At 47.2% G+C, this 23,938-nt stretch carries 23 protein-coding genes, 1 tRNA gene and 1 pseudogene; 15 read left to right on the top strand and 10 right to left on the bottom strand.

Going from position 1 to position 23,938, the window contains the following annotated elements; all coding sequences use genetic code 11:
* The 6 genes from dnaB (at position 1) to ACKTT1_RS06485 (ending at position 5,224) form a co-directional block, all read left to right on the top strand.
* Positions 1-1,332, top strand: coding sequence for a replicative DNA helicase (gene dnaB, locus ACKTT1_RS06510; protein WP_412710564.1), 1,332 nt, complete (start codon positions 1-3; stop codon positions 1,330-1,332).
* A gap of 75 nt (positions 1,333-1,407) precedes the next feature.
* Positions 1,408-2,172, top strand: coding sequence for a basic amino acid ABC transporter substrate-binding protein (locus ACKTT1_RS06505; protein ID WP_369019101.1), 765 nt, complete (start codon positions 1,408-1,410; stop codon positions 2,170-2,172).
* Between the two features lie 22 nt (positions 2,173-2,194).
* Positions 2,195-2,851, top strand: coding sequence for an amino acid ABC transporter permease (locus ACKTT1_RS06500; protein WP_369019102.1), 657 nt, complete (start codon positions 2,195-2,197; stop codon positions 2,849-2,851).
* A complete protein-coding gene (locus tag ACKTT1_RS06495; RefSeq protein WP_369019103.1) occupies positions 2,844-3,584 on the top strand; it encodes an amino acid ABC transporter ATP-binding protein in 741 nt (246 codons plus the stop codon). Before ACKTT1_RS06500 ends, ACKTT1_RS06495 begins: the two co-directional genes overlap by 8 nt.
* 12 nt (positions 3,585-3,596) lie before the next feature.
* A complete protein-coding gene (locus ACKTT1_RS06490) occupies positions 3,597-4,895 on the top strand; it encodes a homoserine dehydrogenase (protein ID WP_369019104.1) in 1,299 nt (432 codons plus the stop codon).
* A gap of 14 nt (positions 4,896-4,909) precedes the next feature.
* The gene (locus ACKTT1_RS06485) at positions 4,910-5,224 is read left to right on the top strand and encodes a bh protein (protein ID WP_369019105.1); all 315 of its coding nucleotides are present in this window, start codon (positions 4,910-4,912) and stop codon (positions 5,222-5,224) included.
* 27 nt (positions 5,225-5,251) lie between these two features.
* Here the strand turns inward: ACKTT1_RS06485 and ACKTT1_RS06480 are convergent, their stop codons facing one another.
* Together ACKTT1_RS06480 and hydG are read right to left on the bottom strand one after the other, a co-directional pair.
* Complete coding sequence (locus ACKTT1_RS06480; RefSeq protein WP_369019106.1) at positions 5,252-5,590, bottom strand: hypothetical protein; 339 nt, start codon at positions 5,588-5,590, stop codon at positions 5,252-5,254.
* Positions 5,568-7,058: a [FeFe] hydrogenase H-cluster radical SAM maturase HydG gene (gene hydG / locus ACKTT1_RS06475; protein ID WP_369019107.1), complete on the bottom strand. Its 1,491-nt coding sequence runs from the start codon at positions 7,056-7,058 to the stop codon at positions 5,568-5,570. The genes ACKTT1_RS06480 and hydG overlap by 23 nt, the downstream gene beginning before the upstream one ends.
* 229 nt (positions 7,059-7,287) lie before the next feature.
* Here hydG and ACKTT1_RS06470 point away from each other — a divergent pair, with 229 nt between their 5' ends.
* Both ACKTT1_RS06470 and ACKTT1_RS06465 read left to right on the top strand, forming a co-directional pair.
* Positions 7,288-8,820 carry a GAF domain-containing sensor histidine kinase gene (locus ACKTT1_RS06470; protein WP_412710563.1) on the top strand — a complete coding sequence of 511 codons (1,533 nt, stop codon included), beginning with the start codon at positions 7,288-7,290 and terminating at the stop codon, positions 8,818-8,820.
* Positions 8,817-9,485 (top strand): response regulator, encoded by a 669-nt coding sequence (locus ACKTT1_RS06465; protein WP_369019109.1) that lies wholly within the window; start codon positions 8,817-8,819, stop codon positions 9,483-9,485. Before ACKTT1_RS06470 ends, ACKTT1_RS06465 begins: the two co-directional genes overlap by 4 nt.
* Positions 9,486-9,544: 59 nt before the next feature.
* Here the strand turns inward: ACKTT1_RS06465 and ACKTT1_RS06460 are convergent.
* Positions 9,545-11,144 (bottom strand): annotated as a pseudogene (locus ACKTT1_RS06460) (sodium:solute symporter).
* A 15-nt stretch (positions 11,145-11,159) separates the two neighbouring features.
* Positions 11,160-11,330, bottom strand: a complete 171-nt coding sequence (locus ACKTT1_RS06455; protein WP_369019110.1) for a symporter small accessory protein — start codon at positions 11,328-11,330, stop codon at positions 11,160-11,162.
* 127 nt (positions 11,331-11,457) lie between these two features.
* Here ACKTT1_RS06455 and ACKTT1_RS06450 point away from each other — a divergent pair, with 127 nt between their 5' ends.
* On the top strand, positions 11,458-12,126 hold the full coding sequence (locus tag ACKTT1_RS06450; RefSeq protein ID WP_369019111.1) for an HAD family hydrolase: 669 nt from the start codon (positions 11,458-11,460) through the stop codon (positions 12,124-12,126).
* Here ACKTT1_RS06450 and ACKTT1_RS06445 read toward each other — a convergent pair.
* Both ACKTT1_RS06445 and ACKTT1_RS06440 read right to left on the bottom strand, forming a co-directional pair.
* Positions 12,101-12,841, bottom strand: coding sequence for a DUF72 domain-containing protein (locus tag ACKTT1_RS06445; protein ID WP_369019112.1), 741 nt, complete (start codon positions 12,839-12,841; stop codon positions 12,101-12,103). The two genes, ACKTT1_RS06450 and ACKTT1_RS06445, sit on opposite strands and share 26 nt — an antisense overlap.
* A 4-nt stretch (positions 12,842-12,845) precedes the next feature.
* Complete coding sequence (locus ACKTT1_RS06440) at positions 12,846-14,651, bottom strand: phosphodiester glycosidase family protein (protein ID WP_412708994.1); 1,806 nt, start codon at positions 14,649-14,651, stop codon at positions 12,846-12,848.
* A gap of 64 nt (positions 14,652-14,715) precedes the next feature.
* On the opposite strand from ACKTT1_RS06440, the gene ACKTT1_RS06435 reads away from it, so the two are divergent.
* Both ACKTT1_RS06435 and ACKTT1_RS06430 read left to right on the top strand, forming a co-directional pair.
* A complete protein-coding gene (locus tag ACKTT1_RS06435; protein WP_369019114.1) occupies positions 14,716-15,120 on the top strand; it encodes a response regulator transcription factor in 405 nt (134 codons plus the stop codon).
* 238 nt (positions 15,121-15,358) lie between these two features.
* Positions 15,359-17,740: a collagen binding domain-containing protein gene (locus tag ACKTT1_RS06430; RefSeq protein WP_412708993.1), complete on the top strand. Its 2,382-nt coding sequence runs from the start codon at positions 15,359-15,361 to the stop codon at positions 17,738-17,740.
* 106 nt (positions 17,741-17,846) lie between these two features.
* Here ACKTT1_RS06430 and ACKTT1_RS06425 read toward each other — a convergent pair whose 3' ends face one another.
* Both ACKTT1_RS06425 and ACKTT1_RS06420 read right to left on the bottom strand, forming a co-directional pair.
* Positions 17,847-19,595 carry an ATP-binding protein gene (locus ACKTT1_RS06425; protein WP_412708992.1) on the bottom strand — a complete coding sequence of 583 codons (1,749 nt, stop codon included), beginning with the start codon at positions 19,593-19,595 and terminating at the stop codon, positions 17,847-17,849.
* A complete protein-coding gene (locus ACKTT1_RS06420; protein WP_412708991.1) occupies positions 19,592-20,287 on the bottom strand; it encodes a response regulator transcription factor in 696 nt (231 codons plus the stop codon). Before ACKTT1_RS06420 ends, ACKTT1_RS06425 begins: the two co-directional genes overlap by 4 nt.
* A gap of 183 nt (positions 20,288-20,470) precedes the next feature.
* On the opposite strand from ACKTT1_RS06420, the gene ACKTT1_RS06415 reads away from it, so the two are divergent.
* From ACKTT1_RS06415 to ACKTT1_RS06405, 3 genes are all read left to right on the top strand, one after another.
* Positions 20,471-21,514: a hypothetical protein gene (locus tag ACKTT1_RS06415; protein WP_412708990.1), complete on the top strand. Its 1,044-nt coding sequence runs from the start codon at positions 20,471-20,473 to the stop codon at positions 21,512-21,514.
* Between the two features lie 146 nt (positions 21,515-21,660).
* Positions 21,661-22,266 carry a GNAT family N-acetyltransferase gene (locus ACKTT1_RS06410; RefSeq protein ID WP_412708989.1) on the top strand — a complete coding sequence of 202 codons (606 nt, stop codon included), beginning with the start codon at positions 21,661-21,663 and terminating at the stop codon, positions 22,264-22,266.
* Positions 22,267-22,341: 75 nt separating this feature from the next.
* Positions 22,342-22,899, top strand: coding sequence for a hypothetical protein (locus ACKTT1_RS06405; RefSeq protein ID WP_412708988.1), 558 nt, complete (start codon positions 22,342-22,344; stop codon positions 22,897-22,899).
* On the opposite strand, the gene ACKTT1_RS06400 is transcribed toward ACKTT1_RS06405, so the two are convergent.
* The gene (locus ACKTT1_RS06400) at positions 22,893-23,411 is read right to left on the bottom strand and encodes a DUF6512 family protein (RefSeq protein ID WP_412708987.1); all 519 of its coding nucleotides are present in this window, start codon (positions 23,409-23,411) and stop codon (positions 22,893-22,895) included. The genes ACKTT1_RS06405 and ACKTT1_RS06400 overlap by 7 nt on opposite strands.
* Positions 23,412-23,467: 56 nt before the next feature.
* Here ACKTT1_RS06400 and ACKTT1_RS06395 point away from each other — a divergent pair.
* Positions 23,468-23,544: transfer RNA gene (locus ACKTT1_RS06395), tRNA-Arg, on the top strand.
* 4 nt (positions 23,545-23,548) lie between these two features.
* Here ACKTT1_RS06395 and ACKTT1_RS06390 read toward each other — a convergent pair.
* A complete protein-coding gene (locus tag ACKTT1_RS06390) occupies positions 23,549-23,872 on the bottom strand; it encodes a DUF6506 family protein (protein WP_412708986.1) in 324 nt (107 codons plus the stop codon).
* Positions 23,873-23,938 lie beyond the last annotated feature (66 nt).

Below are 23,938 nucleotides of genomic sequence, written 5' to 3'. Positions count from 1 at the left end.
ATCGATAGAATACCTCCTCACAGTAAGGAGGCCGAGCAGGCTACGTTGGGCTCGGCCTTACTGGACAAAGAAGCTCTTTTAAGAGTTCTCGAGATTCTCAAGCCAGAGGATTTTTATTTTGAAAATCATCGTTTGATTTTTGAAAGCATCTGGGAACTATTTAGTGAGAACCAACCCTGTGACATCGTCACCCTCACCGAAAAACTTCGACAAAAGAACCAGCTGGAACGGGCGGGGGGTATAGAATACATCACCCTTTTAGCGAGTTCTGTTCCTACCGCTGCTAATGTTGAATATTACGCGCGCATTGTTGAAGAAAAAGCTTTAGTCCGTTCTTTAATACAGCTTTGTAATCGCATCGTGAAGGAAAGCTATGAAGGAGAAGAAGATGCAAACGTCCTTTTAGACCGGGCACAGCAGATGATTCTTCAACTTTCCCAGAGAAAGATTCGCTACGACTTTGTGCCACTTAAGGAAATCATTAATCAGGCCTTTGACCGTATAGAAGAACTCTATCGACGGGATGAGCATGTTATTGGCATACCTTCCGGATTTGTGGACCTCGACGCCCTGACCACCGGCTTTCACCCTTCTGACTTTATTGTGGTTGCAGCAAGGCCTGGTATGGGTAAAACCAGCTTTTGCCTGAACATTGCCCAGCACGTGGGTATCCACGCCAAAATACCGGTGGCCATTTTCAGTCTTGAGATGTCGCGGGACCAGATAGCACAGCGTATGCTGTGCAGCGAAGCACGCATAAGTGCAAGCCGGGTGCGTAGAGGCCTGATAACTGAGAAAGACTGGCCGGAGCTGGCTCATGCTGCAGGAAGGCTTGCCGAAGCCCTCATATTTGTGGATGACAGCCCGAACATTTCGGTTATGGAAATCCGTGCCAAGGCGAGACGGCTCAAAGCCGAGAAAAACCTGGGCTTGATCATTGTTGATTACCTGCAACTTATGAGAGGATATGGGCGCTCTGAAAACCGTCAACAGGAAATCTCGGAGATTTCTCGCTCGCTTAAAGGATTAGCTCGTGAATTGAATTTGCCGGTGATTGCAGTATCCCAGCTCAGTAGAGCAGTGGAACAACGCACTCCCAAAAGGCCTCAGCTCTCCGATTTGCGGGAAAGCGGTGCTATAGAACAGGATGCTGATTTGGTTATCTTCATATACCGCGAGGAGTATTACAATCGCAACACCCCCAAAAAAGGTATTGCAGAAATCATTATTGCCAAGCAGCGCAATGGACCGGTGGGCACGGTGGAGCTTGCCTTTCTCGAGGATTGTACGCGCTTTGAAAACCTCTCCAAAAGAGCAGAGCCAGGTTTTTGAAGGTTGGGTAGAAGATTCGTTGACACTGTTTCTTGAAGGATGGTATTATTTTCGAAAACAAAGGAGGCGGTGTTTGTGAAGAGATTTTTAGTTTGTTTATTGGTACTGGTTATGACACTTTTTGCTTTTGGGTTTGCCTTTGCTTCAACCCTTGATGAAATCAAGGCCAGGGGTCAACTGATCATTGGCACTGACGCAACGTATCCCCCAATGGAATTTCATGACGAAAACGGTGAAATCGTGGGTTTTGATATTGACCTGGGCAGGGCTATAGCCGAAGAGTTGGGAGTTGAGGCTGTTTTTGTGGATACTGCTTGGGATGGCATTTTCCCTGCTCTGGATGCCAAAAAATTCGACGTCATCATTTCTTCAACCTCCATCACCGAAGAGAGGTTAAAGTCCAAAGAGATGAGCGATCCCTATTATGTTACCTCTCAAGCCATTGCTGTGTTGAAGGATAACGATTCTATTAAAGGCCCAGAAGACCTGGTTGGCAAGGTGGTTGCTGTGCAAATCGGCACCACTGGCGACCTTGCGGTTTCCGAAATTGAAGGGGTAACTGTAAAGCGTTTTGACACCATTGACAAGGCTTACATGGAGGTTTTGAATGGAAGAGCCGATGCAGTGGTGAACGACCTTTCTGAAGTTGCTTACCGGATGCGCATGCTTCCTCAAATGAAAATAGCAGGAACTTTCCGTGAAGGTGAGGACCGCTACGGAGTTACTATGCGTAAAGGGGATGTCGAGCTTTTGCAGGCCATCAATGAAGCGCTGCGCAAGATTAAAGAATCTGGTAAATATGACGAGATATACAATAAGTGGTTTGGTAGCAATCAATAAAATTTTCAGGAGGAAGTAAGGTTTGCACTTTGACTTTGCAGCCCTTTTCCGTGCTTTTCCTGCTCTTTTAATTGGAGCCTCAATGACTCTGAGGGTTACTGCGTTTTCCATTGCCCTGGGGTTGGTGATAGGCATTCTGGCAGGGTTGGGTCGGGTTTGGCCCAACCCTGTTCTTCGTCTTATTTCTTCGGCTTATATCGAACTTATCCGGGGTACTCCCCTTCTGGTGCAGATATTCATTGTGTATTTTGCTCTTCCTTCGCTGGGTCTTAACCTGGACCCTTTTGTTGCTGGAATTATTGCGATGGGTATCAACAGTGGTGCTTATGTGGGCGAAATTGTGCGGGGAGGTATTGAATCCATTGCCCAGGGACAGATGGAAGCTGCCCGTTCCTTGGGTATGACCTGGGGGCAGGCCATGCGCTACGTGATTCTTCCTCAAGCTTTCGTGCGTATTTTGCCTCCTCTGGGCAATGAATTCATTGCGCTTTTAAAAGATTCTTCGCTGGTTTCCACCATTGCCATTGCCGAACTCACCCGTACTGGTCAGATTATCATTACCAGAACTTTTAAATCCTTCGAAATCTGGACGGGAGTGGCTTTGTTCTACTTTTTAATGACCTATGCGATTTCCAAAGTGGTGAAATACTCGGAAAAGAGGCTCCAGTACAATGAGTGAGTGGGTCATCGAGGTTGAGAGTCTTAACAAGTATTTTGGGAAACACCATGTTTTAAAAGATATTGACTTCAGAGTTCGCTTTGGAGAAGTAGTAGCGATTATCGGGGCCTCTGGTTCTGGTAAGAGTACTCTCCTGCGCTGCCTGAACGGTCTGGAGCCGATACAGAGCGGCAGAGTGCTGGTGGATGGTGTGGATATTCACCAGAACGGAGTGGACCTGAATAAAGTCAGGCAGTCCATCGGGATGATTTTTCAGAATTTTAACCTTTTTCCTCACATGACGGTCCTCCAGAATATCACACTGGCCCCGGTCAAGGTGAAAAAAATACCTCTTCAGGAGGCTCAGAAAATAGCCCGAAACTTTCTCCAGAAGGTGGGTTTGCTCGACAAACAGGACGCTTATCCCTGGCAGCTTTCGGGAGGCCAAAAGCAGCGAGTGGCCATTGCTCGCTCTCTGGCGATGAACCCCAAGGTTATGATGTTCGACGAGCCCACCTCAGCGCTGGATCCAGAGACAGTCAAAGACGTTTTAGAAGTTATGAAGGAGCTGGCGCAGGAGGGAATGACCATGATTGTGGTGACCCATGAGATGGGCTTTGCCAAGGAGGTTGCTGACCGAGTTGTGTATATTGACGATGGTAAGATTATAGAAGAGGGTACTCCAGAAGAAATTTTTTACAACCCCCGCAACGAACGCACCAGAGCTTTTTTGAGTAAAGTAATCAACATTTGAAGGAGGAGCAGTATGGAGGAAAAGAGGACCAGGGTTAACATCGGTATTATTGGTTTTGGGACTGTAGGTTCCGGCACGGTCAAGGTTCTCTGGGAACAGAAGTTCGAGATAGAAAGAGCACTTGGTGTGACTGTTGAAGTGGTAAAAATCGTTGATAAAGACTGGATTAGAAGCCGTTCCATTGTAATTCCTCCCTCGCTGCGCGGTGAAGACCCTGCTGAAATCTTGAACGACGATTCCATTGACATTGTGGTGGAAGCGATAGGAGGCCTGGAGCCAGCTTTTAGCATTGTAAAAGAGGCTCTGGAACGGGGTAAAACTGTGGTGACTCCAAACAAGGAACTTATTGCCAAAAAGGGAAAGGAACTCCTGCAAGTGGCCTTGCAAAGCGGTAGTGAGCTTTTCTTTGAAGGCTCGGTGGGCGGGGGTATTCCCATAATTCATGCCCTTAAGGAACAGCTTCTGGGAGATGACATTGAGGAAATTTTTGGTATCGTCAACGGCACCACCAATTTTATTCTTTCTGAAATGTCCTTGAAGGGTGTGTCCTACCAGGAAGCGCTTAGAGAAGCACAGAGGCTTGGTTATGCAGAACCAGTACCCACCATGGATGTGGAAGGTTTTGACGCTGCGTACAAAATTGCTATTCTCGCTTCGCTTTCTTTTCGTACCCAGGTGGATGTTGACCAGGTGTACAGGGAAGGTATTACCGCTTTACTGCCTCAAGATATTGATTTCGCGCGGGAACTTGGTTACGTTATAAAACTTCTGGCTATCGCTAAAAAAGATAAAAATCAGCTTGAATTGAGAGTGCATCCGGTGCTTCTGCCTTCCTGGCACTCTTTAGCTTCGGTAAATGGCGTTGAGAATGCCATCTTTGTGAAGTCAAGAACTCGCAATTTGACCTTTATAGGTCCAGGTGCTGGTGGAGAAGCTACGGGTAGTGCCATCGTGGGTGATATAATAGAGGCGATAAGAAACTTGAAGTACTCCTGCCGGGGGAGAGCGGGGTATAACTTCACTGCTAATTTTCCGGTTAAGCCTATGAAAGAGGTCGTTAACCAGTATTGTGTGAGGATACTGGCTTATGACCGCCCTGGTGTTCTGGGGAAAATAGCTGCTGAGTTTGGGGCTTGTGGAGTAAGTCTTTCGGCGGTGAAGCAACCGGTGAGCGTTCCTGACCAGCTTACCCACATTTACTTTTTAACTCACCATACTCCGGAAAGCCAGTTGCAGCTTGCTCTGGAGCATATCCGTAAACTTTCGGTGGTAAGTGATGCTTTTGCTATCCGTGTTGAAAGCGGTTCTTGAGGAGGGTTTAAAGTTTGGATGGAGAAAAGCTGACCACTTCTCTTTACTGTTTGCAATGCCAGGAAGAAGTGGAGCATGAAATAATTTACCGGGCGGGCATTGTGCAGTCCATCATATGTAAAAAATGTGGTCTGGAAATCGGATTCGATAAGAAAAAGTTGCTGGCTCTTTATGGAGAAGAACTGGTGGAAAGAGTGCTTACCAAACCCAGGCGCTTGAGCGAAGAATATGAAAAGGACCTGACCGAATTCCTGAAAAATCTTCCCTTGCGGATTCTGACCAAGCCCTATCGTATGCTCAAGGAACTTGAGTCCTTTAGAGATTCCTAACCACTTACTCAGATATTTCCGGCACTCCTAATTGACTTCCTGGGTAACCACTGGTAGCACTTTTTCCTTAATCCAGAGAGTTACCCTTTCCATTTCTTGGGCTGAGATGGGGTGGTTGGTTTCAATCACCATTCCCAGTTTTTCGGAAAGCTGCACCTGTTCAAGGTGAGGAGAAGGGTATTCACCACCCCAGCCAGCAAGATGTGACCACCGTTTTCCCAGTATTTCTACAAACCTTACCGCTATGCCATAGCGCTCTTTCAGGGCTCTGGCCAGGTATTCAAGTTTGGCAACCAAGCCGTCAATATTCTGAAGTTCTCTTTCTACTTCCCGAACCCAGTGGTCAAATTCGAAGATCACGCTCACCTTTTTCAATCCTTTGCAGGTATTCCTCGACGATAGCCCTGGTTTGGGGTTCGATTTCTGGTAGCTTTTTGGAAATAAGTTCTTCTCCAACCTTTCTCGTTTCCGGGGAAGCATAGTCCATCAGATATTCCTTAAAGGTTAAAATGGCGTTGGGCATGCAAAAAAGATGGACCTTCCCCTTTTTGGCAATGTCCATGAAATATCTTCCCGTCCGTCCGCAGCGATAACCTGCTGTGCAGAAAGAGGTCAGGTATCCAAGTTCAGCAAATTCTCGGATTACTTCATCGAGCGAACGGGGGTCTCCAATCATGAACTGTTGTCTTTCCAGCTCCTGTTCCTGATAGCGGTCGCTGTAAGCACCTATGCCTATCTTGGTCGAGGCATCGGTTTGGGTGCATCCCACCTGGAGCACTTCTCTGCGGATATGCGCCGGCTCACGTGCAGTAATGATGAGACCCGTATAGGGAACTGAGAGACGAAGCACCGCTACCAGCCTTTTGAAGTCACGGTCGTTTACTTTATAGCGGGTTTCCTGGATAAAGGGGGTGTTCACTGCCGGCTCTAATCTGGGGAAAGATATGGTATGCGGACCCACTCCGTCGAAATGTTTTTCAAGGTCTATGGTGTGGTAGAGAAGACCCATTACCTCAAATTTCCAGTCGTACAGTCCAAACAGAGCACCTATGGCCACATCGTCTATGCCCGCTTCCTGAGCGCGATGTAAAGCGTAAAGTCTCCATCGGTAGTTGGCCTTGATTCCCTGGGGATGCACCTTGCGATAGGTTTCGTGGTGGTAGGTTTCCTGGAATACCTGAAAAGTACCAATTCCCACCTCTTTGAGGACTTTGAGTCTGCTTATATCCATGGGGGCAGCATTGACGTTGACCCGGCGAATTTCACCGTTACCCACTCGAGTTTCATACACGGCTTCGATGGTACTTTTTATGTAGTCTATGTCAGAGAGTGGATGCTCTCCGTAGACCATGATGAGCCTTTTATGTCCCAAGGATACCAAAACCTCGGCTTCCTTTCTCACTTCTTCAATGGTCAGGCGACGCCTTTTCTGACGGTCATTATCTTTTCTGAAACCGCAGTAAAGGCAGTTGTTCACACAATAGTTGCTGCAGTAAAGCGGCGCAAAGGTTACAATGCGGTCTCCATAGACTTTTTTCTTAACCAAAGCTGCGGTGCTAAAAATTTCTTCCCACAGTTCTTCATCTTCCACGTTCAAAAGAGTAGCTGTTTCTTCAGGTTCCAAACGCTCCAAGCTCAGGGATTTTGCAAGTATTTCCCTTACTTTTGTCGGCTCAGGATTGCGATTGGCATTGAGCAATTCTTCAATACGCTCATCGTTTATGAAGTCCTGACCCTTTTCAAGGTAGCGGTCTATTTCGTCTTCCTTGATTACTTCTCGCATCCACTCCTCAATGTTGAGTCTTCTGGTTTGCAAAGTTGCCTCGCTTTTCATGAGCATCCCCCTTTAAAAAAGTTGCCCGGCCTGCGAGAGCGCGCAAACCGGGCTTCATTTCTCTCACCCTTGGTTTCAGAGTTGCTCCTCACCGCAGGCGCAGCACTTTAAGTTCAACAACTTTTATTTCCTTGTCCGATTTTAATTATACCACAGGATTGGAGAATGATTTCACTTTTTTAGGAAAAAAAGCCGTGTTATAATAATCCCCTAAAGGGAGGGGTTTTCTATTAAGAGCAAAAAATGGGTTTTTTCTCCTCGAGAAAAAGAAATTCTGGATCGCATCTTGGAGCTGGCCATCGAGATGACTGGTTCAGAAAGTGGTTCTTTACTTCTCAAAGATGAGTCGGAACAACTCTATATTGCTGCTGGAAAAAATATTTTTCCAGAGCACCTGGGAAAGCGAGTTGATACCAGAGAAGCAAGTGTTTCGGCACTGGTTTCTGAGAGCGGACAGCCTCTAATCATAGACGATAGAGACCCTCAAAATTTGAGTCGTCGAAGGAGCCGTCTGCACTCCTCAATTTCCCTGCCAGTTTCCTATGAGAATGGAGAGGTGGTGGGCGTTTTAAATCTCAACGCTGTATCACGGCGCTTCAGTGAGCGGGATATTCCTCGCCTGGAAGCACTGGCTGAGAGTATTGCCCTGCTTTTGCGGGAAAACTTCCTGCGCAATCAGCGAGAGAGCCGTATCGTTGCGCTTTCTGAAATCATCTCTCTTTTTGGCAGCGTGAGATGTTTTGAAAGTGCTGAGGAAGTGTTTGAAGGGTTGAGCAACTCGGTGAGGATGCTCACTGGCGCTTCGGAGATGGCTGTTTTTAAACTCTCAGCTCGACGCCCTTACCGGGTGTTCAGGGCCAACTGGCCAGCGGAACTCAGTTGGGGTAAGCTCGATAGTCTGCACCAACCGATAAAAGAAGTGCTGGACAAAAAGTTTCCAGGGCTTGTGAGGTTCAATGGTAGGGAATCACTTCTTTTGCCCATGGTTTCTGCTCATACGGATAAGTATGTCCTGGTGGTTTTCCTCAATGAAAAGCTTGACCTGCTGGACTTACTCATTCTTTCCATTGTCGCGACACTTGCTGTGTCCTGTCTCGATAATCTATACTTTTTGAAGACTACTGAGAAGTTTACTCGAGAAAGAGAAAGAAACCGCTTGGCCAGGGAATTGCACGATGGTTTAGCCCAGATTCTTGCTTCCTTGCAAATTTATTTTCATTTTCTGGAGGGAAAATTGCCGATGGAAGATGCTGCTACGCGTTTACTGGTAGAGAAAATAAAACTTTTGACTTCAGCAGGAATTGAAGAGTCACGGTTCATTCTCTCTGAATTAAAAGGGAGCTTTGTTTCCAATAGGGAGCTTGAGTCCAGGCTTGAAGAAGTGGTACAAAAGTTTATCCCCCCACAGGTTAAGGTGCAAAAGGAGTTTCATCTGGGTTACGGTAAGATGCCTTTCTGGGTTTACAAGACCATTGTTTCCATAGTGCAGGAAGCGCTTTCTAACGTGCAGAGACATGCTCACGCTCGTGAAGCAAAGGTCATGGTTGGGGTGCGAGAAGATGGAAAACTTCATATTTCCATCGAAGACGATGGGGTTGGTTTTTCACCAAGTGAGGTGAGAAAAGCGACTGGAGAGCATTTTGGTCTTACTAACCTGAGAACTCGAGTGCGTCTCTTGAAAGGCAGGTTGCGTATTCTTTCCTCGCCGGGCAAAGGAACCAAAGTACGGGCAACCATACCCCTTGAGGTGCTTCAAGGATGAGAAAATACAAAATAGCTCTGGTGGATGATCACCCCATTTTTGTTTCTGGCCTGCGCAAGCTTCTTGAAGAGGAAGAGGATTTTGAGGTGGTTTGTGTCGCTTACAGCTATCAGGAGGCTCTAAGAAAAATCCCTGAGCAAGAAGTGGACCTGGTGATTCTGGATATCAATCTTTCCGGTGAAGATGGCATCCAGGTTTTGCGTAAATTGCGCAAAGACAATCCTGACCTTCCGGTGCTTATGCTCACTGTGGAGGAGAGCGAAGAGGTTATCTACCGTGCAGTTAGAGAAGGAGCCCGGGGTTATATCTTGAAGCATTCCTCTCCCGAACGCCTTTTGAAAAGCATTCGGGCTTGCCTTTCTGGAGAAGTGCTACTGGATTCCGGGGTGTATATGAAAGTGCTTGAGATGATGCGCAAGGAAGACCCCGAAGAGGAAAGGTCGCTCCTTTTTGAGCGGTTATCCCCAAGAGAAATAGAGATTGCCCGGTTAATAGCACAAGGAAAAAGCAACCGGGAAATTGCAGAACTACTCTATATAAGCGAAAGCACCGTCAAAAACCACATCAGTAATATCTTACGCAAGCTGGAACTGAAGGACCGGGTGGATATTGCTACTCTGGTCAGCCGGGCAAGGCTTACCGAAAGCCAAGAAAAAAGATCTTGACTTTTGCTTTCTCCTTGCTCCGGGTTAAACGTCCGGAGCAAGGAGAAAATCCGTTTCTATTACTTTTCTATTCCGTTAAAGCAGTTTTTGAGGTGTTCCGGGTCTGGCTTTTTAGTGAAGGCGCTCACCAGGATGGTGACCACAGCTGAAAGGGGTAAGGCTACCACTATGGGGTCGACTACGTTCCAGGGGTATCCCCATAGAGCAGGCCTTCCAAAGATTGCCTGACACACCCGCAGTACGCTTGACTCTTTCTCGTGGACAAAGAGGAACCAGAACATACTGGCGAAAAAGCCGACCAGCATTCCGGCTATTGCTCCTGCCTTGGTTATCTTTTTCGAGTAGATGCCACCCACATACATGGGGAGAAAAGCAGAGGCGCATAGGCCGAAGAAAAGAGCAGTTCCTCGGGCGATGATTGCCGAGCCCGCTCCGTAAAAGCGGGGTAAACCCCAAGCCAAAAAGGTACTGAACAGTATTGCTATCGAAGTTCCCAGGCGACTCACTCCGATGGTGCTTTTTCTATGTAGTGAGGCTTCCACCACGTCTCTACTCAGGGCGGTACCCATGGGTATGGTATTGACTACTCATGGTGGACATAGCGGCGGCAAAAAGAGTGACCAGAAAGAGCACGTTGAACCAGGCAGGCATAGCGCTCTGAATGAAAAGCGGAATTATGGCATCCACGTTTTTGTTAGCGGCAAGAAAAGATATTTGACCCATGGTGCGGAAAAAGTATACATTGGAGAGCGGTCCTACCACAAAGGCCACACCGGTCATAGCCAGAATAAATATTCCTCCCACCAAGGTTGCTCGGTTTAACTCCCGGCTGCTTCGCACGGTCATAAAACGTACTACAAGCTGGGGTTGGGCAAGTACACCTATACCCACTCCAAGGATGATAGTTGAAAGCACTGTCCACCACAGGTTGGAACCAAAAGCAGGGAAATGGGTGAAACCTCGGTGACCAGCCGCACCCATGATTTCCACTATTTTGGGATTAAGCTGGTAGAGGGACTCATGAGCATTAACCACTCCTCCCAGCTTTACATAAGTGAGAACCAGAAGAAAAATCATTCCCAAAAACATGATGGTTCCCTGGAAGGCGTCGGCATACATAACTCCTTTCAGACCGCCCATCACAACGTATATGGCTACAATGGCTGAAAAGATAAAGAGAGCTGTTTCATAATTCATTCCCAGGTTGACCACCAAAAACTGAGCTGCTCCCATGAGCACTGCGGCAGTGTAGATGGGCATGAAGAGAAAAATCACAATTCCGCTGAATATCTGGATAAATCGGGATTGAAAGCGCTTGCCCAAAAGTTCGGGCAAAGTGTGGCTGTCCAAGTTGTAGCCCATAGCCCGGGTGCGGTGTCCAAAGAAGACAAAAGCAATGAATATTCCCACAAAAATATTCAAAAAGGTAAGCCAGAGAAGACTCATTCCAAAAAGTGCCGCTGCCCCTCCGAAGCCCACAATTGCAGAGGTACTTATAAAAGTTGCCCCATAGGACATGGCCATGACATAGGGATGAGCTTCTCTTCCTGCCAGGAGATAATCAGTGGTGGTCTTGGTGCGCCGGTACCCCACGTATCCCAGGTAGCCGGTAATCACCAGATACGCCAGAACAATAAGAAGAATGCCGATTTGATTCATCTTCGCCCCTCCCTTTTACTCTTCAATCTCTTCTTCTTCCTCTTCCCAACGCAACACCTTTTCAGAGCTCACCGCTTCCTCCCCGCCCCGGTTCCAGTTCAGAGCGCCATAAACAACACAGAGCAGGGTGCTGGCAATGCACAGGATAATAGATAAACCTGTCCAGAAATCGTGCAGTCCAAACAAAGCGAACCCTCCCTTGGTTAATGATTTTCAATTCTACCAAAAAAGTAGGAAAGTGCAAATGTTTTTACTTGTGAGCTTGACGGCTCTGGTATAATGAAGGGCTGATAATTTTTGGAGGAGGTAACATATGCTTAGGGCATTACTTTTCGATATAGATGGTACGCTCACCGATACTAACCGCCTGGTGGCTCAGGGTTTAGCTAAGGTGTATCATGATTTTTCAGGCAAATTGTTCCCAGAAGCCTTCTTTTATCCCTTGATTGGGCTTCCAGGCTTTGAAACCATGAAGCGCTTAGGAGTTCCACCCAAACTTTGGGAAACGTTCTCAAGGAGATGGCAGCGGTGCGTGGATGAAAAAATTTGTGATGCCAATCTCTTCCCTGAAGTGGAAGAGGTTGTAAGGGAGCTTCATGCAAGAGGCCTTTTTCTGGGGTTAATTACTGCCAAATTACGCAGGGAATTTGAAGCCCAGTTTGGAAGGTTTCCTATTAGCAGGTTGTTTAGAGTTGCTGTATGTGCTGATGAGGTGCAACACCCCAAGCCTTATCCAGAACCCCTGATGGCGGCCTGTGAGAAGCTGGGAGTGCAAAAAGAAGAGGTTCTTTTCGTTGGTGATACCGTGTATGACCTTCTTGCAGCGCGGTCGCTACCTTGCGCTTTTGCCTTTGCCAAGTGGGGTGCCCTGTTGCCGGAGAAAGTCCTGGATTTGCGTCCGGAATATGTTCTTGAACGGCCGAGGGACCTTCTTGCACTGGTTGAAAAAGTGGAGATTATGTTGACCGCTCAGAACCTTTGAGAAGCAGCGCTTTCATCTCTAAGGCGTTTTCATACATGAAAGTATTGTTGAAAAATAGAAAACATTCTTTTTCTGGCAATCGTTTTATTCTCTGCACCAGTTCCTGGAGCTCGGTTTCTGAGTACCGGTAGTGGTATTTTCCCTTTCCGTGCAGTCTGAAGTAATAGACCTTGCCTGCAGTTGGTCTTTCCTGGAAGGGATCGACCACGTGGACGAGGTCGAAGTCCTGGCAGATTTTCTGGATTAGCTCTTCCGGCCATCCCCCACGGAGTTCAAGACCGAAGAGCAACTCTTGTGGCCTTTCCTGGTTAGCGCTTTCGAAAAAACTCTGGAGGTTTTTCAGGTTTTCTCCGCTGGGCTTGAAGGAAGGAGGGCACTGGAATATCAGAGCTTTTGCTTCTAAGACTTTTGCCAGCAGGAGGGAATGCCGGTAAGCGAATTCCACCTCTTCGGTAGGTTTAAAGAAACCCAGGTTTTCCTTTCGGAAATCTTCAGGAAGCTTTGACCTGCGATAAGTAGGCGACGTAGAGGAATGAGTGATTATCTGGTTGGCTTTCATGGTAAATGTAAAGCCAGGAGGGGCTTCAGATTTCAGGCGGGCAATTTTTGCCTCGTTCACCAGGTGGTAAAAAGTTTCCTGAATTTCCACTCCGTCCAGGTTCTGGAAGATGAGCTCTCTCTTTTTGGGGAAGCCGCAGACTCCGGTGTAAATCATTGTTTCAGCGCAAAAGTAAGGCAGTTGATATTTTCCGCTCCCCCGTGGGGTCTGAAGGGAAGTTCAGCACCTTGCCCTGGAAGTAGAAAGTGACCGAACCACCCCCATCCAGGTTAAGAGCGTCAGTTACCTGGTATTTCTCCAGAAAGTTTACCAGCTGGTTGATGGTCAATCCCTGGCTGTGGCGGGGGTTTCTTCCGTCGACTACCAAAAAAAGAATTTCCCCCCGGGAAGTCTTGCCAATCACTGTGCGGGGGTGTTCCTTTTCCACAATTTCCTGACGAAAGTCGCCAAAGGGTCCTTTTCGTCCCTCTCTGAAAAGGAGGGGACCACCGCTTATCATGAAATTTACTTTTTTCCAGATTTCAGGGTCTCCTGACCGGGGAGCAAGCGTTATTTTCAAATTGATTTCTTCCCCGGGTTTCAGGTTTTCAAGCATCCAGGAGGCGCCTCGCCCCTGACCCTGTAGAACGATGGTACCCGGCTCTATGGAAGTTTTACCCTGGGTTGTTCCAATGCGAAAGATCCTTTTACTGCGCACTATGCACTCAACACCTTTTTGTTCCGGTGTTTGAGGGCCGAATTCTGGAGTGTAGAAAACAAGTTCTTCACCGCGGTTTTTGCGGTTGATACCTGATACTGGGAAACTGTAACCCTTGGAAGTTATTACTTCAGCTTTGAAAACCACTTCTCCAATAACCATTTCGTTCTGGGGAGTAAAACCACAGACGAACCATCCTTCCTGTGGCTCTCGAAGAATTTTCCCATCAATCATCAGAAGGCCTATGGGAATTCCATCTGGAGTAAAGAAGCCTGCGTTTATGCCAAACAGGGCACCTTTTCGCCGGGCAAGGGAAGAAAGCGTTTCCCGCTCCAGCAGCTGGTCTTGGGCCAGTGCCAGAAAAATGGAGCGCTTTGATTTTTGAGGGTCGAAAAGGAGTGCAAGAGAGAAAAGGGGACCGGGTTTTCCGGCCTTCAGATATACCGGGAAAGAATTGAAGCCCTGTTTTTTCAAACGTGAAGCAGTAAGGCTCAACTCTTCTTTGTCAACTGGCCCCACTCTTACCTTGAAAAGCCCATCCTCGAACTGTACTGAAGTGGAATAGTTGAGTTCTTTTAGCCACTGGCTCACCCGTTTTGCCTTTTCTTCTTCTGAAAAAGCGCCCACCTGAAGAAAGATGCCTTCTCCGAATGTTTCACCAGGTAACCCTTCTTTGTATACCTTGAGGGTCAGGCCGGGTTCAATTTCCCGGGTGTATTCAAAGCGTACCCCTTCCCTCTGGTAATTTTTGAGCCGTTCCTTCAAGTATTCGAATTCTTTTCTGGTTAAAAAGTCGAAAAGACGCAGCTTACCCTCTGCATCGCCCTTCAAAAGGGGTGGAGAAAGGAGGGTAGCAAGAACGCTCACTTTCGCTTCTCTGGATTCTGCAGGAAACTCCAGCTTGCCAAATCCCCTCAGGTCCTCTTCGGTGAGAAAAGAAGCAAGGTAATCATAACCCATAGCTCTGAGTATGGTTTCCACCGCTTCGTAACGAGTGAGAGGATTTTCTTTCGCTTCACTGATTACCGCAGGCTGGAAAGCAAGTGTTTCTTTTAAAAAGGCATTGAGCTCTTCCCTGGTAACTGATTCTGCACAGAAAACACTAAGGGAGCAGAAAAAAAGGAACGCTACCAACAAGAAGGCAAGTACCGGCCTTATAAGCAACGAGCGTGCAATTCTTTTTTTGGCTACGTTTGACAATGCAATCACGACCTTATTGTAGCATCGATATGGGTTTTCAAAAAGGTGAAAATAGGACTTTTTTCCCATAGCAATATTTTCTGGACTGCGGTTACAATGCTGAAAAGTTGTTTTACCGGAGGGTGAGTTCAGTTTGAGAGCAGCCGCTGAGGTTTGCAAGAAGGAGGAAGTCAAGGTTTTTCTGATAGATGATAACCGCTTTTTGCTGGAGAGCCTGCAGTTTTTAATAGAGAATCAACCCGGCATGAAAGTGGTGGGAAAAAGCACCAGGGGCAAGGGAGTTTTGAATTTGCTCCACAAGCTCAGGCCTGATGTGATCGTTCTCGACGTTCGGCTTCAAGATACAGACGGTTTAACCCTTCTTGAAGAGCTCAAAAAAAACTTGCCGGTTCCGGTTATCATGCTCAGCATGTATGAAGAGTACCGCGACGAGGCTCTACGCAGAGGAGCCTATGCCTACCTTGTCAAGGGAAGAGATGCTAACGAGCTCTACAACATGCTCCGTGAGGCCTCGCAAAAGGTGGATTATCAGGAGTAACTGCGCCTTTTGATAAATTTCATCTAAACAGTCCTGCTTTCTCTCTTTTCTCTCGTTTGGTTACTCATTTTCGCTCAACTCCATAAAAAACAGGATATTCTGTGAACAACGGTTACAAATTGTACTGGACATGGAAATAGGAGTTGAGGAACCTTAAAATAGTACTTTCGGGCGATGGTTTTTGAATCCAGGACTCTCTAAACTTGTATTCAAACTTTGAAGGAAGGGAGTCTTGGAAATGTCAAGGAAATATTATCTTCTTGTAGCCTCTTTACTCCTTCTCCTCCTCCTCTTCCTCACTGGCTGCCTGCAACAGGGAGCTCAGTTTGGTTCTCCAGGAGGAGTAAGTATTCAGGGTAAAGTGGCAGTACCTGATTCAAATTGTGTGGTTTCTTCCTGTGCTAATCCTCAGGTTTCCTCAGGCAATGAGCCTGCACCAGAGGTCAAGGTAAGTCTCATGGGAGAAAACGGCAACAACCTGGTCACCTACACCAACCAGTGTGGTGAGTATGAGGTATCTGGTGCTCAGGATTCCTGCTACATCCTCTATGCCAAAGTGAAAGAAAACATGTGGGTGAAGCAGGGAATCATTCCTGAGGGAAGTAACTACAATGCTGGTGAAGCCAATGCCTACACCACTGCTCAAGTGATCATCTATGAAGTTGCCAAACAGCTCTACCCAGACCAGGTACAGTGCAGTGACATACCAGCATTTGTTCCCACCCCAGAGCTCATAGAAGCAGTAGAGAATGCTCTCAAAGCATGTCGTGATGCCCAGCAGGATGCAACCGTTGCCCAACTTGCCTCAGCAATTGTGCGCAACCTCTTTGGTGCCCCAGGTGGAGGAGCACCGGGTGGTGGAGGTATTGTTATCGTGACTGGTGGTGGAGGAAACGGTGGTGGCGGGACTACCACTGAGGAAACCTATCGCATTGAGGGTTATGTTTGGGAAGATGAAAATAAAAACGGAAGCATGGATTCTGGCGAAGGCAAACCTAATGTGGCTGTTTATCTTACTGGTCCAGTCAATAGAACCACAATGACAGATAGCGATGGTAAGTATGTTTTTGATAACCTACCTGCTGGAAACTATGTCATATCCATTGACCCCCCAGAGGGTTATACCAGCACTCCACCGCCGAATAGTATAACCGTTACTCTGAATGCGGATAGTCTGAACAACAATTTTCTGTTGCAGCCTATTCCTGGCTCAATAAGCGGCAGTGTCTATATTGAGGGTACCACGACGGGAGTTAACGGGGTTACAGTAAAAATTACTGGCAACGAAACTGAAAAAGTGGATAGCACCGAACCTGACGGTTCTTTTGCTTTTCTCGGTTTAACGGCTGGTGAAAACTATACTCTTGAAGTTATAGGGCTTCCTTCAGAATACAACGGTTATACAGTTTCCCCACTTACCAGGGTAGTGAGCAATCTCCCTCCAGGTGGTGTAACGAATCAGGTGTTTTACCTTATACCACCTGAAAAACCTCTGTATTCCATTTCTGGATTTGTGTTTGAAGATAAGCCGGGTGGTACTACTGGTCAATATGATTCGGGATTGGGAGAAGGGGTGGACGGTGTAACTGTTAAGCTGCGCCAGGGAAATAAAGGGGGAGCAATTTGGTGGGAATATGTAACCAGGAACGACGGCAAATACTTTTTCGCTAATCTTCCAGCTGGTCAGTATTATGTAGAAATTGATAGCAATACGTTACCTTACGATATGACTATCAAAGCACCAAACCCACCATGGTACAATTTTAATCTCCAAGGTAATGTTTATGACCAGAACTTCTGGTTGGTTAGCAATCCAAAGTGTGACTTAACAATAAGTGGCAGGGTTATTGGAGAAACCTGTAATGGTTACGAAGGTCAAGAAGGAGTTAAGGTAAAGTTATGGAAACAGGAAAATGGTAGTTATACTTTTACTAAAGAGGTAACTACTAATGCGAATGGTTACTACACATTTACTGGTCTATGTAAGGGTATCTACAAAGTTGCGCTGGTGGCCGATAAAGATGGATTGATCAACGGTTATCCAGTTGTAAATCCAAAAGAGCATATTAGGGAAGTTAATAATTCCGTTTCTGGCTTGAACTTTAAGTTAGAATGCGAGGAAACACTACCCTGCCAGTGCATTAAGGACATTGAACTGCCCAAAAATTACATTAAATTTAAGGTTTCTCATCCAGGTAACAATACATACTTTAGCTATACCTGGGTAGAGGGTGTGCCGGACGATTTGCAGGGTTATACAGAGGGATGGTGTGTAGACACCCAACACTCTATATCTCCTAGCAAGGAGTATACTGGTCTAATGTTATCCAGCATTCCTGGTCCCTCTATTTATACTCAAGCGCAGTGGAATAAAGTCAATTACATAATCAACAAGAGACACCAACCAGGGAATAATTATTCGTGGGAAGCGGTGCAGAATGCCATCTGGGCGGTGCTTGGGCAAGAGACTTTAAATTCAGGGGATCCTGGTTATGGTCTTTGGCAGGATGCAGAACAAAACGGAGGCAATTACACACCAGGAAGTGGTGAATGGGCTGCTGCTCTAATAGTTCCAACCAGCGATCCTTCCCAATTGATAATTGTTGAGGTAGATCCATGATGATTTTTTCAAAGAATTGATCGAGAAAAACAATAAAACCACAAGAGAGAGCCGCAAATTGCGGCTCTCTCTTGTGGTTTTGCAGTCTTAGAGAGTGTTTTGGTCTTCAAGCCTCCGGCAGTCTGAAATAGAACCTGCTTCCCCGGTTAATCTCGCTCTCTACGCCGATTTCTCCCCCGTGTAGCTCAACGATTTGCTTGGCTATAGCCAGGCCCAAGCCTAACCCTCCGTGCTTTTTGGCCCGGGATTTCTCCACCCGGTAAAAGCGCTCGAAAATGTAGGGTATTTCCTCTTCAGGAATGCCAGGCCCCTGGTCTTCAATACCTACCTCAACAAAGCCCTCTTTCTGGGTAGCGGTTATGGTGATTGTTGCTCCTTGAGGGGAGAAAAAAATAGCATTTCCAAGCAGGTTCAGGATTACCTGCTCCATGCGGTCTTCATCGACCCAAACAGAAGGGAGGCCGGGAGCAATTTGAGTCCTTACTTTCAGTTCTTTTTCTTCAATCTGGGGAGTGAGTTTTAAAATAGAGCGTGCAATGAGCGAGGCCAGGTCCGTTTCTTTTCGCTCCAGTTCCACCTTTCCGCTTTCCAGACGAGCAAGCTCCAGGACGTCGGAAACTAACCTTCCCAAACGCAGGGTCTCCTGATGCATTATCTGAAGGTATTTTTCTCTTTCTTGTTCGTCAATTACCCCATCAATCATGGCTTCCAGAAACCCCCGGATGGAAGTCAAAGGAGTGCGCAACTCATGGGATACATTGGCTAAGAACTCCCGGCGTACTTTTTCTATCTTTTTGAGTTCGCTTACGTCCTGGAATACGCCCACGGCACCATAAAGCTCATTTTTTTCTCCCTTGAGCGGAGATACAAGGAGTATGAAATGGCGGCCATCGGGAAGCGAAAACTCTCCTGAGCTTTCCTCTCCTTCCTCAATAGCTCTCAAGAAGGGTTCTTTGGCTTTTTCAGGTAGCGGAGACTCCAGGATGTTGTTTGTTTTTAAAAGGTTTTTCCAGCTTTCCAAAAAAACAGGGTTGGCAAGGAGTACTCTTCCGCTTCTGTCCACGGCCACCACGCCTTCTTGCATGTTTTTGAGGATGTTTTCTATCTGTGCTTTTTCTCTTTCTAAGGTTTTAAGGGTTTCTCCTAAGGTGTGGGAGAGAAAGTTTACATCCCGGGCGAGTTCTGCAATTTCATCTTCCTGCTCAAGTTCTATGACCGTATCAAAATTGCCCGAGGCCATGGAACGCGCCTTTTCCCGTATCATCTGGAGAGGTTGGGTGATAGAACGGGAAAAGCGAAAGGCAAGAAGGAAGGAAAGCCCCACGGCAAAAAGACCAGAGAGCAGGGTCAGTCGCAAAACGGTGTTGACCGTGGCGGTGGTATCGGCAAGGGGTGAAAATAGTGCCAGAGCTCCCAGAAAGCGTTCTTCCTCTTTCAGAGGAAAGACTGCAAGCAGAAAATTCTGCCCGGAAAAAGGAATGGTCGCTTTTTCAAAAATTCTTTGTCCTTCCATCAACCTTCTGCGGGCTTCTTCTAAGAATCTGCGCTGGCGCTGGGGAATGGGAAAAGGCGGTGGATTGGAGAGGTCTTCTTCAGAGAGGAATAGCACCCGGATATCCCGGGAGAGGGCGCGGGTTTCAAGAATTCTTCGTATATTGGCAGGAAGTCTTCCGTTCTGAAGGTAAGAAAGGATTATTCTGGAGAGGTTTTCTCCTTCCTGCAGGATTTCTTTCTCCTTAAGGTTCAAATAGTAATTGCGGAACAAAAACACGGTGACCAGGCTCAAAACGCCTACTGAGGCAAGTACTACTATGAGATAAGAAAGGAACAGTTTTCTGAAGAGGGAGTTTTTCATGGTTTTTCTATTTCAAAGCGGTATCCCACACCCCACACGGTTTTTATGGGTGCCGGGAACCCCGCATCGGAAAACTTTTTGCGAATTCTTTTGATATGGGCGTCAACCGTTCGGGAGTCTCCGGCAAAATCGTAGCCCCACACTCGCTCCAGCAGTTCTTCCCGGTTAAAGACACGGTGGGGGTTCTGAGCCAGGAAGGCGAGAAGCTCAAACTCTTTGGGGGTTAGCTCGAGAGCGATATTTCCCACCTTTACCTCATAGGCATCAAGGTCGATGGAAAGACCGGGAAAACTGAGGTATCTCGCTGGTTGTTTTGATGTTTCTCCTGCGTTACTCACCCTGCGGAGCACGGCTTTAACCCTGGCCACCATTTCCCGGGGGCTGAAGGGCTTGGGTATGTAGTCGTCTGCCCCGATTTCAAGACCCACTACCCGGTCAATTTCCTCGTCCCTTGCGGTGAGCATGATGATGGGCACTTTTGAGAACTGCCGGACTTCCCTGCAAACCTCAAACCCGTCCTTCCCAGGGAGCATGATATCCAGTATGACCAGGTCAAATGGGTGCTGGCGCAGTCTTTGTAGCGCTTCTTCACCATCAAAGGCCTGTTCCACCTCAAAGCCCTCTTTTTTGAGGTACATGGTCACCAGTTCAGAAACTTGCTGTTCGTCTTCAACCACCAGTATTCTGGCCATAAAAATCACCACTTCTATTATAAGGGTTGGTTGGGAAAATACTTTGAATAAATTGTGAAGAGATTTTGAATTTCGAAATAGGACTTGCCCGGTAAGGGAATGGGAGTTATCTCCCATATTCTTGATACGGGAAACTGCTTATACTTGAGCTAACGTTGGAGATTTCAGAAGGGAGTCTGAACGATGAAAAAACTCAATTTTGCTAAAAGTCTGGCCCTGCTAACAGGATTACTCCTTCTCCTCCTCCTCTTCCTCACTGGCTGCCTGCAACAGGGAGCTCAGTTTGGTTCTCCAGGAGGAGTAAGTATTCAGGGTAAAGTGGCAGTACCTGATTCAAATTGTGTGGTTTCTTCCTGTGCTAATCCTCAGGTTTCCTCAGGCAATGAGCCTGCACCAGAGGTCAAGGTAAGTCTCATGGGAGAAAACGGCAACAACCTGGTCACCTACACCAACCAGTGTGGTGAGTATGAGGTATCTGGTGCTCAGGATTCCTGCTACATCCTCTATGCCAAAGTGAAAGAAAACATGTGGGTGAAGCAGGGAATCATTCCTGAGGGAAGTAACTACAATGCTGGTGAAGCCAATGCCTACACCACTGCTCAAGTGATCATCTATGAAGTTGCCAAACAGCTCTACCCAGACCAGGTACAGTGCAGTGACATACCAGCATTTGTTCCCACCCCAGAGCTCATAGAAGCAGTAGAGAATGCTCTCAAAGCATGTCGTGATGCCCAGCAGGATGCAACCGTTGCCCAACTTGCCTCAGCAATTGTGCGCAACCTCTTTGGTGCCCCAGGTGGAGGAGCACCGGGTGGTGGAGTGGTGGTAACTGGGGACGGCACTGATGACGAAGGCAGCACTGGTAATGAAGGAAATGGCGATAACGGCGGTGAAGACGGTAACGGAGGCACTACGGATAACGGAAGTAGCGGAGGCGACACATACAATTACTATGACTATTCCACCAATATTACCAACAACTACTATTATGGCTCTCAGGATGAAGACAACGATGGGAATGGGAGTAATGGTGACGATGGTTCAAATGGTGGAGGCGATAACGACGACGATGATAACGAAGAATGGTGCGGCCCAGGAAACGGCAATGGCAACTGTCCCAATCCAGGAAACGGCAACGGCAACTTAAATGGTAGCGGCCCGGGTTCTGGCAACAACGGCCAGAACAACGGCTGGGGTAATGGTAACGGGCATGGGCGCGACAAGTAATGGAAGAAAGATTTGTTGACGCAGAGCCCATTTTGGCTTTAAGAAAAGAGGCAGTTTAAACTACTTCTTTTCTTTTTATGTGTAAAATAATTGGTGAAGAAGAGCTTTCCGACGAACTGGATTTTTAAAGACGAGGGTTACTGGGTTTGACAAAGATTATCTCTGCTCGGCCCAATTTGGAAATGAGCGTTCGTTTCTCAGAGCTACTGGTTCTCTCTGCTCCTTCTTTCTTTGAAGCGCTCTGGGGTCCTTTGCGGTTTGCAATTGCCCAGCACTGTTTTGTGCAGAGAAAAAACCTTTTTAGTCATAAACACGCTCTTTTCATCGAAAAAGAGGGCAGAATAGCAGGAATGGCGCTCGGGTGTTCCTTTGCCGAAAAGCGCAAAGAACGGTTGCTCACTGGTCTTTTAATAGCTGGCCGCCTTTTGCTTTTTGGAGAACGAAAGCGGATTCCATTTCTCCTGCACATTTCTCCTCTGGGTGAGATAGGCCGGGGTGAATTTTATCTCAGCAACCTGGCTGTGTATCCTGAGTTTCAGAGGCGGGGGTTGGGAAGCATGCTCCTTGGCGAACTGGAGAGAAGGGCTAAAGGGGTTGGAGCGGATTACCTGGTTCTGGACGTTGAAGGAGAAAATACTGGTGCTTTTGCTTTTTACAGACGGCTCGGTTATTCCCTTGAAGGTGCATTGCCTCCGGTTAAGCTGGGTAGTGCGCTTTTTCAGTTCTTGAGGATGAGAAAATGTTTAAAATAGGAAATTTTTCCTATGGTCAGCACGATTACTTTGTTTTAGCATGTGGGAAATGCTGAGATTAACGGAGAAAAGACGATGCTAAAACTGCACATTTTACCAATCCTGATAGCAGGGATTTTTCTGGTGGGGGGTTGCTTCGGTGGTGCCGTTGTTGGAGGACCTCGGGTGAATTCTTGCCTTTTGTGCGGCCGAATAGATTTACCTGCAGAATGCGGGGGGCCAGCTTTTGCAAAAGTGCATATTGAAAATGAGTATGGTCAGGTCTACTTGTTGGAAGCAGATGCCAGGGGAGAGTTTCAGCTTGAAGATTTTTCTGGAGAGGCAGCTTTGATTTACGCTGAAAAGGGTGAAGTAGTGCTTGCGGCTCCCCTCTACCCTGTCTTAAGTGGGGCGACTCAAAACTTCGTGGAGCTCAATGCCTATACTACCGCCCAAGTCGCGATTTACGAGGTAGTAAAAGAACTTTATCCAGAAGCGGTATTTATAAGAGACATTCCCAATTTCTTGGTTCCCGAAGACCTGGTTGGCCTGGTTGAAGGGGAAATTTCCCGCTGTGCCAATCCCCTGCACTCGGCCCAGGTGCGTCAGAGGGCTCTGGAGATTATAGACGTTTGGTTTGGAAGCGCTCAGTGACTGCCAAGGGTGAGGGGGTCGACGAAGAGGTCTATCCAGGGTTTCTGGTAGGTGAATGCAAAGAAGAAAACCAGAGCAATGGCAAACAGAACCAAAACGGAAAGACTGAAACCTGCGGAAAGTTCCTTTTCTTCGAGTGCTTTTTCTACCTGCTTAGCGATTACCCCGGATAAAAAAGTTACCGTCAGTGCCCAGGTGAGTTCTGCCTGCAAGCCGAGCTTGCCAACCAGGGCCGGTGCAAGATACCAGATAATCACTATGGACCAGGGTACAAAGAGGGTAGCGAACATCCGCGAAGTCCAGAAGTTTGAAGGTATATTTTTTCTTCTTATTAAGAAGTATTCGACAACACTTGCAAAAAGATACGAGAAAAACCCAATTTTAAGGTGTTCAAATACCGACTCATCCACGCCTGAGATGGGCTTGAAAAGTGCAATGCCAGTTGCTTCGTAGAGAAAATGGAGCAGAGCATAAATACCAAGATACAGCACTACCTTGCCAAGAGTGTTCAAGGGGTGTACCTCCTTGTTGACTTCTCATTTTATCTGGTTACAATATTAATGAAAATGCGCCCGTAGCTCAACAGGATAGAGCGTCGGCCTCCGGAGCCGAAGGTTGGAGGTTCAAATCCTCTCGGGCGCACCAGGTTTTAGCTTTGTTTTCCAAAATATTCCCTTTGCAGCGCAGCCTGAGCAATCTGGTTACTTGGTCCGTCTCCTCTGGCAACGCTCACTGATACTTTGCCTTCCAGAGCTTCAAAAATTTCTGCTACCTCCCTGTGGGTGAATCCCGGGCAAAGAGTAATAACCTCGATAGATGCTTTTTCGTAAAGTTCGCGGGCGATTTTCAGCGCTTCTTCCCGGTTTTTCACGACAACTGACCAGAGCTGATATTTGCCGGTATCTATAAAGGAGCGGTGCTTTTCGGGATCCGCATCGGGAGCGTAGGAGAGAAAAAGAGCCTTGAAAGCCATTTTGCATGCCCCCTTGGGCGATGAAATTGAGACTTTCTTTTAAATTATAGCTTTTTTGGGTCTTTT

This window comes from Atrimonas thermophila, from assembly GCF_045864955.1.
Taxonomy (GTDB): domain Bacteria; phylum Atribacterota; class Atribacteria; order Atribacterales; family Thermatribacteraceae; genus Thermatribacter; species Thermatribacter velox.
The sequence above is the reverse complement of the archived record's forward strand: the minus strand, read 5'-3'. Positions and strand labels throughout refer to the sequence as shown.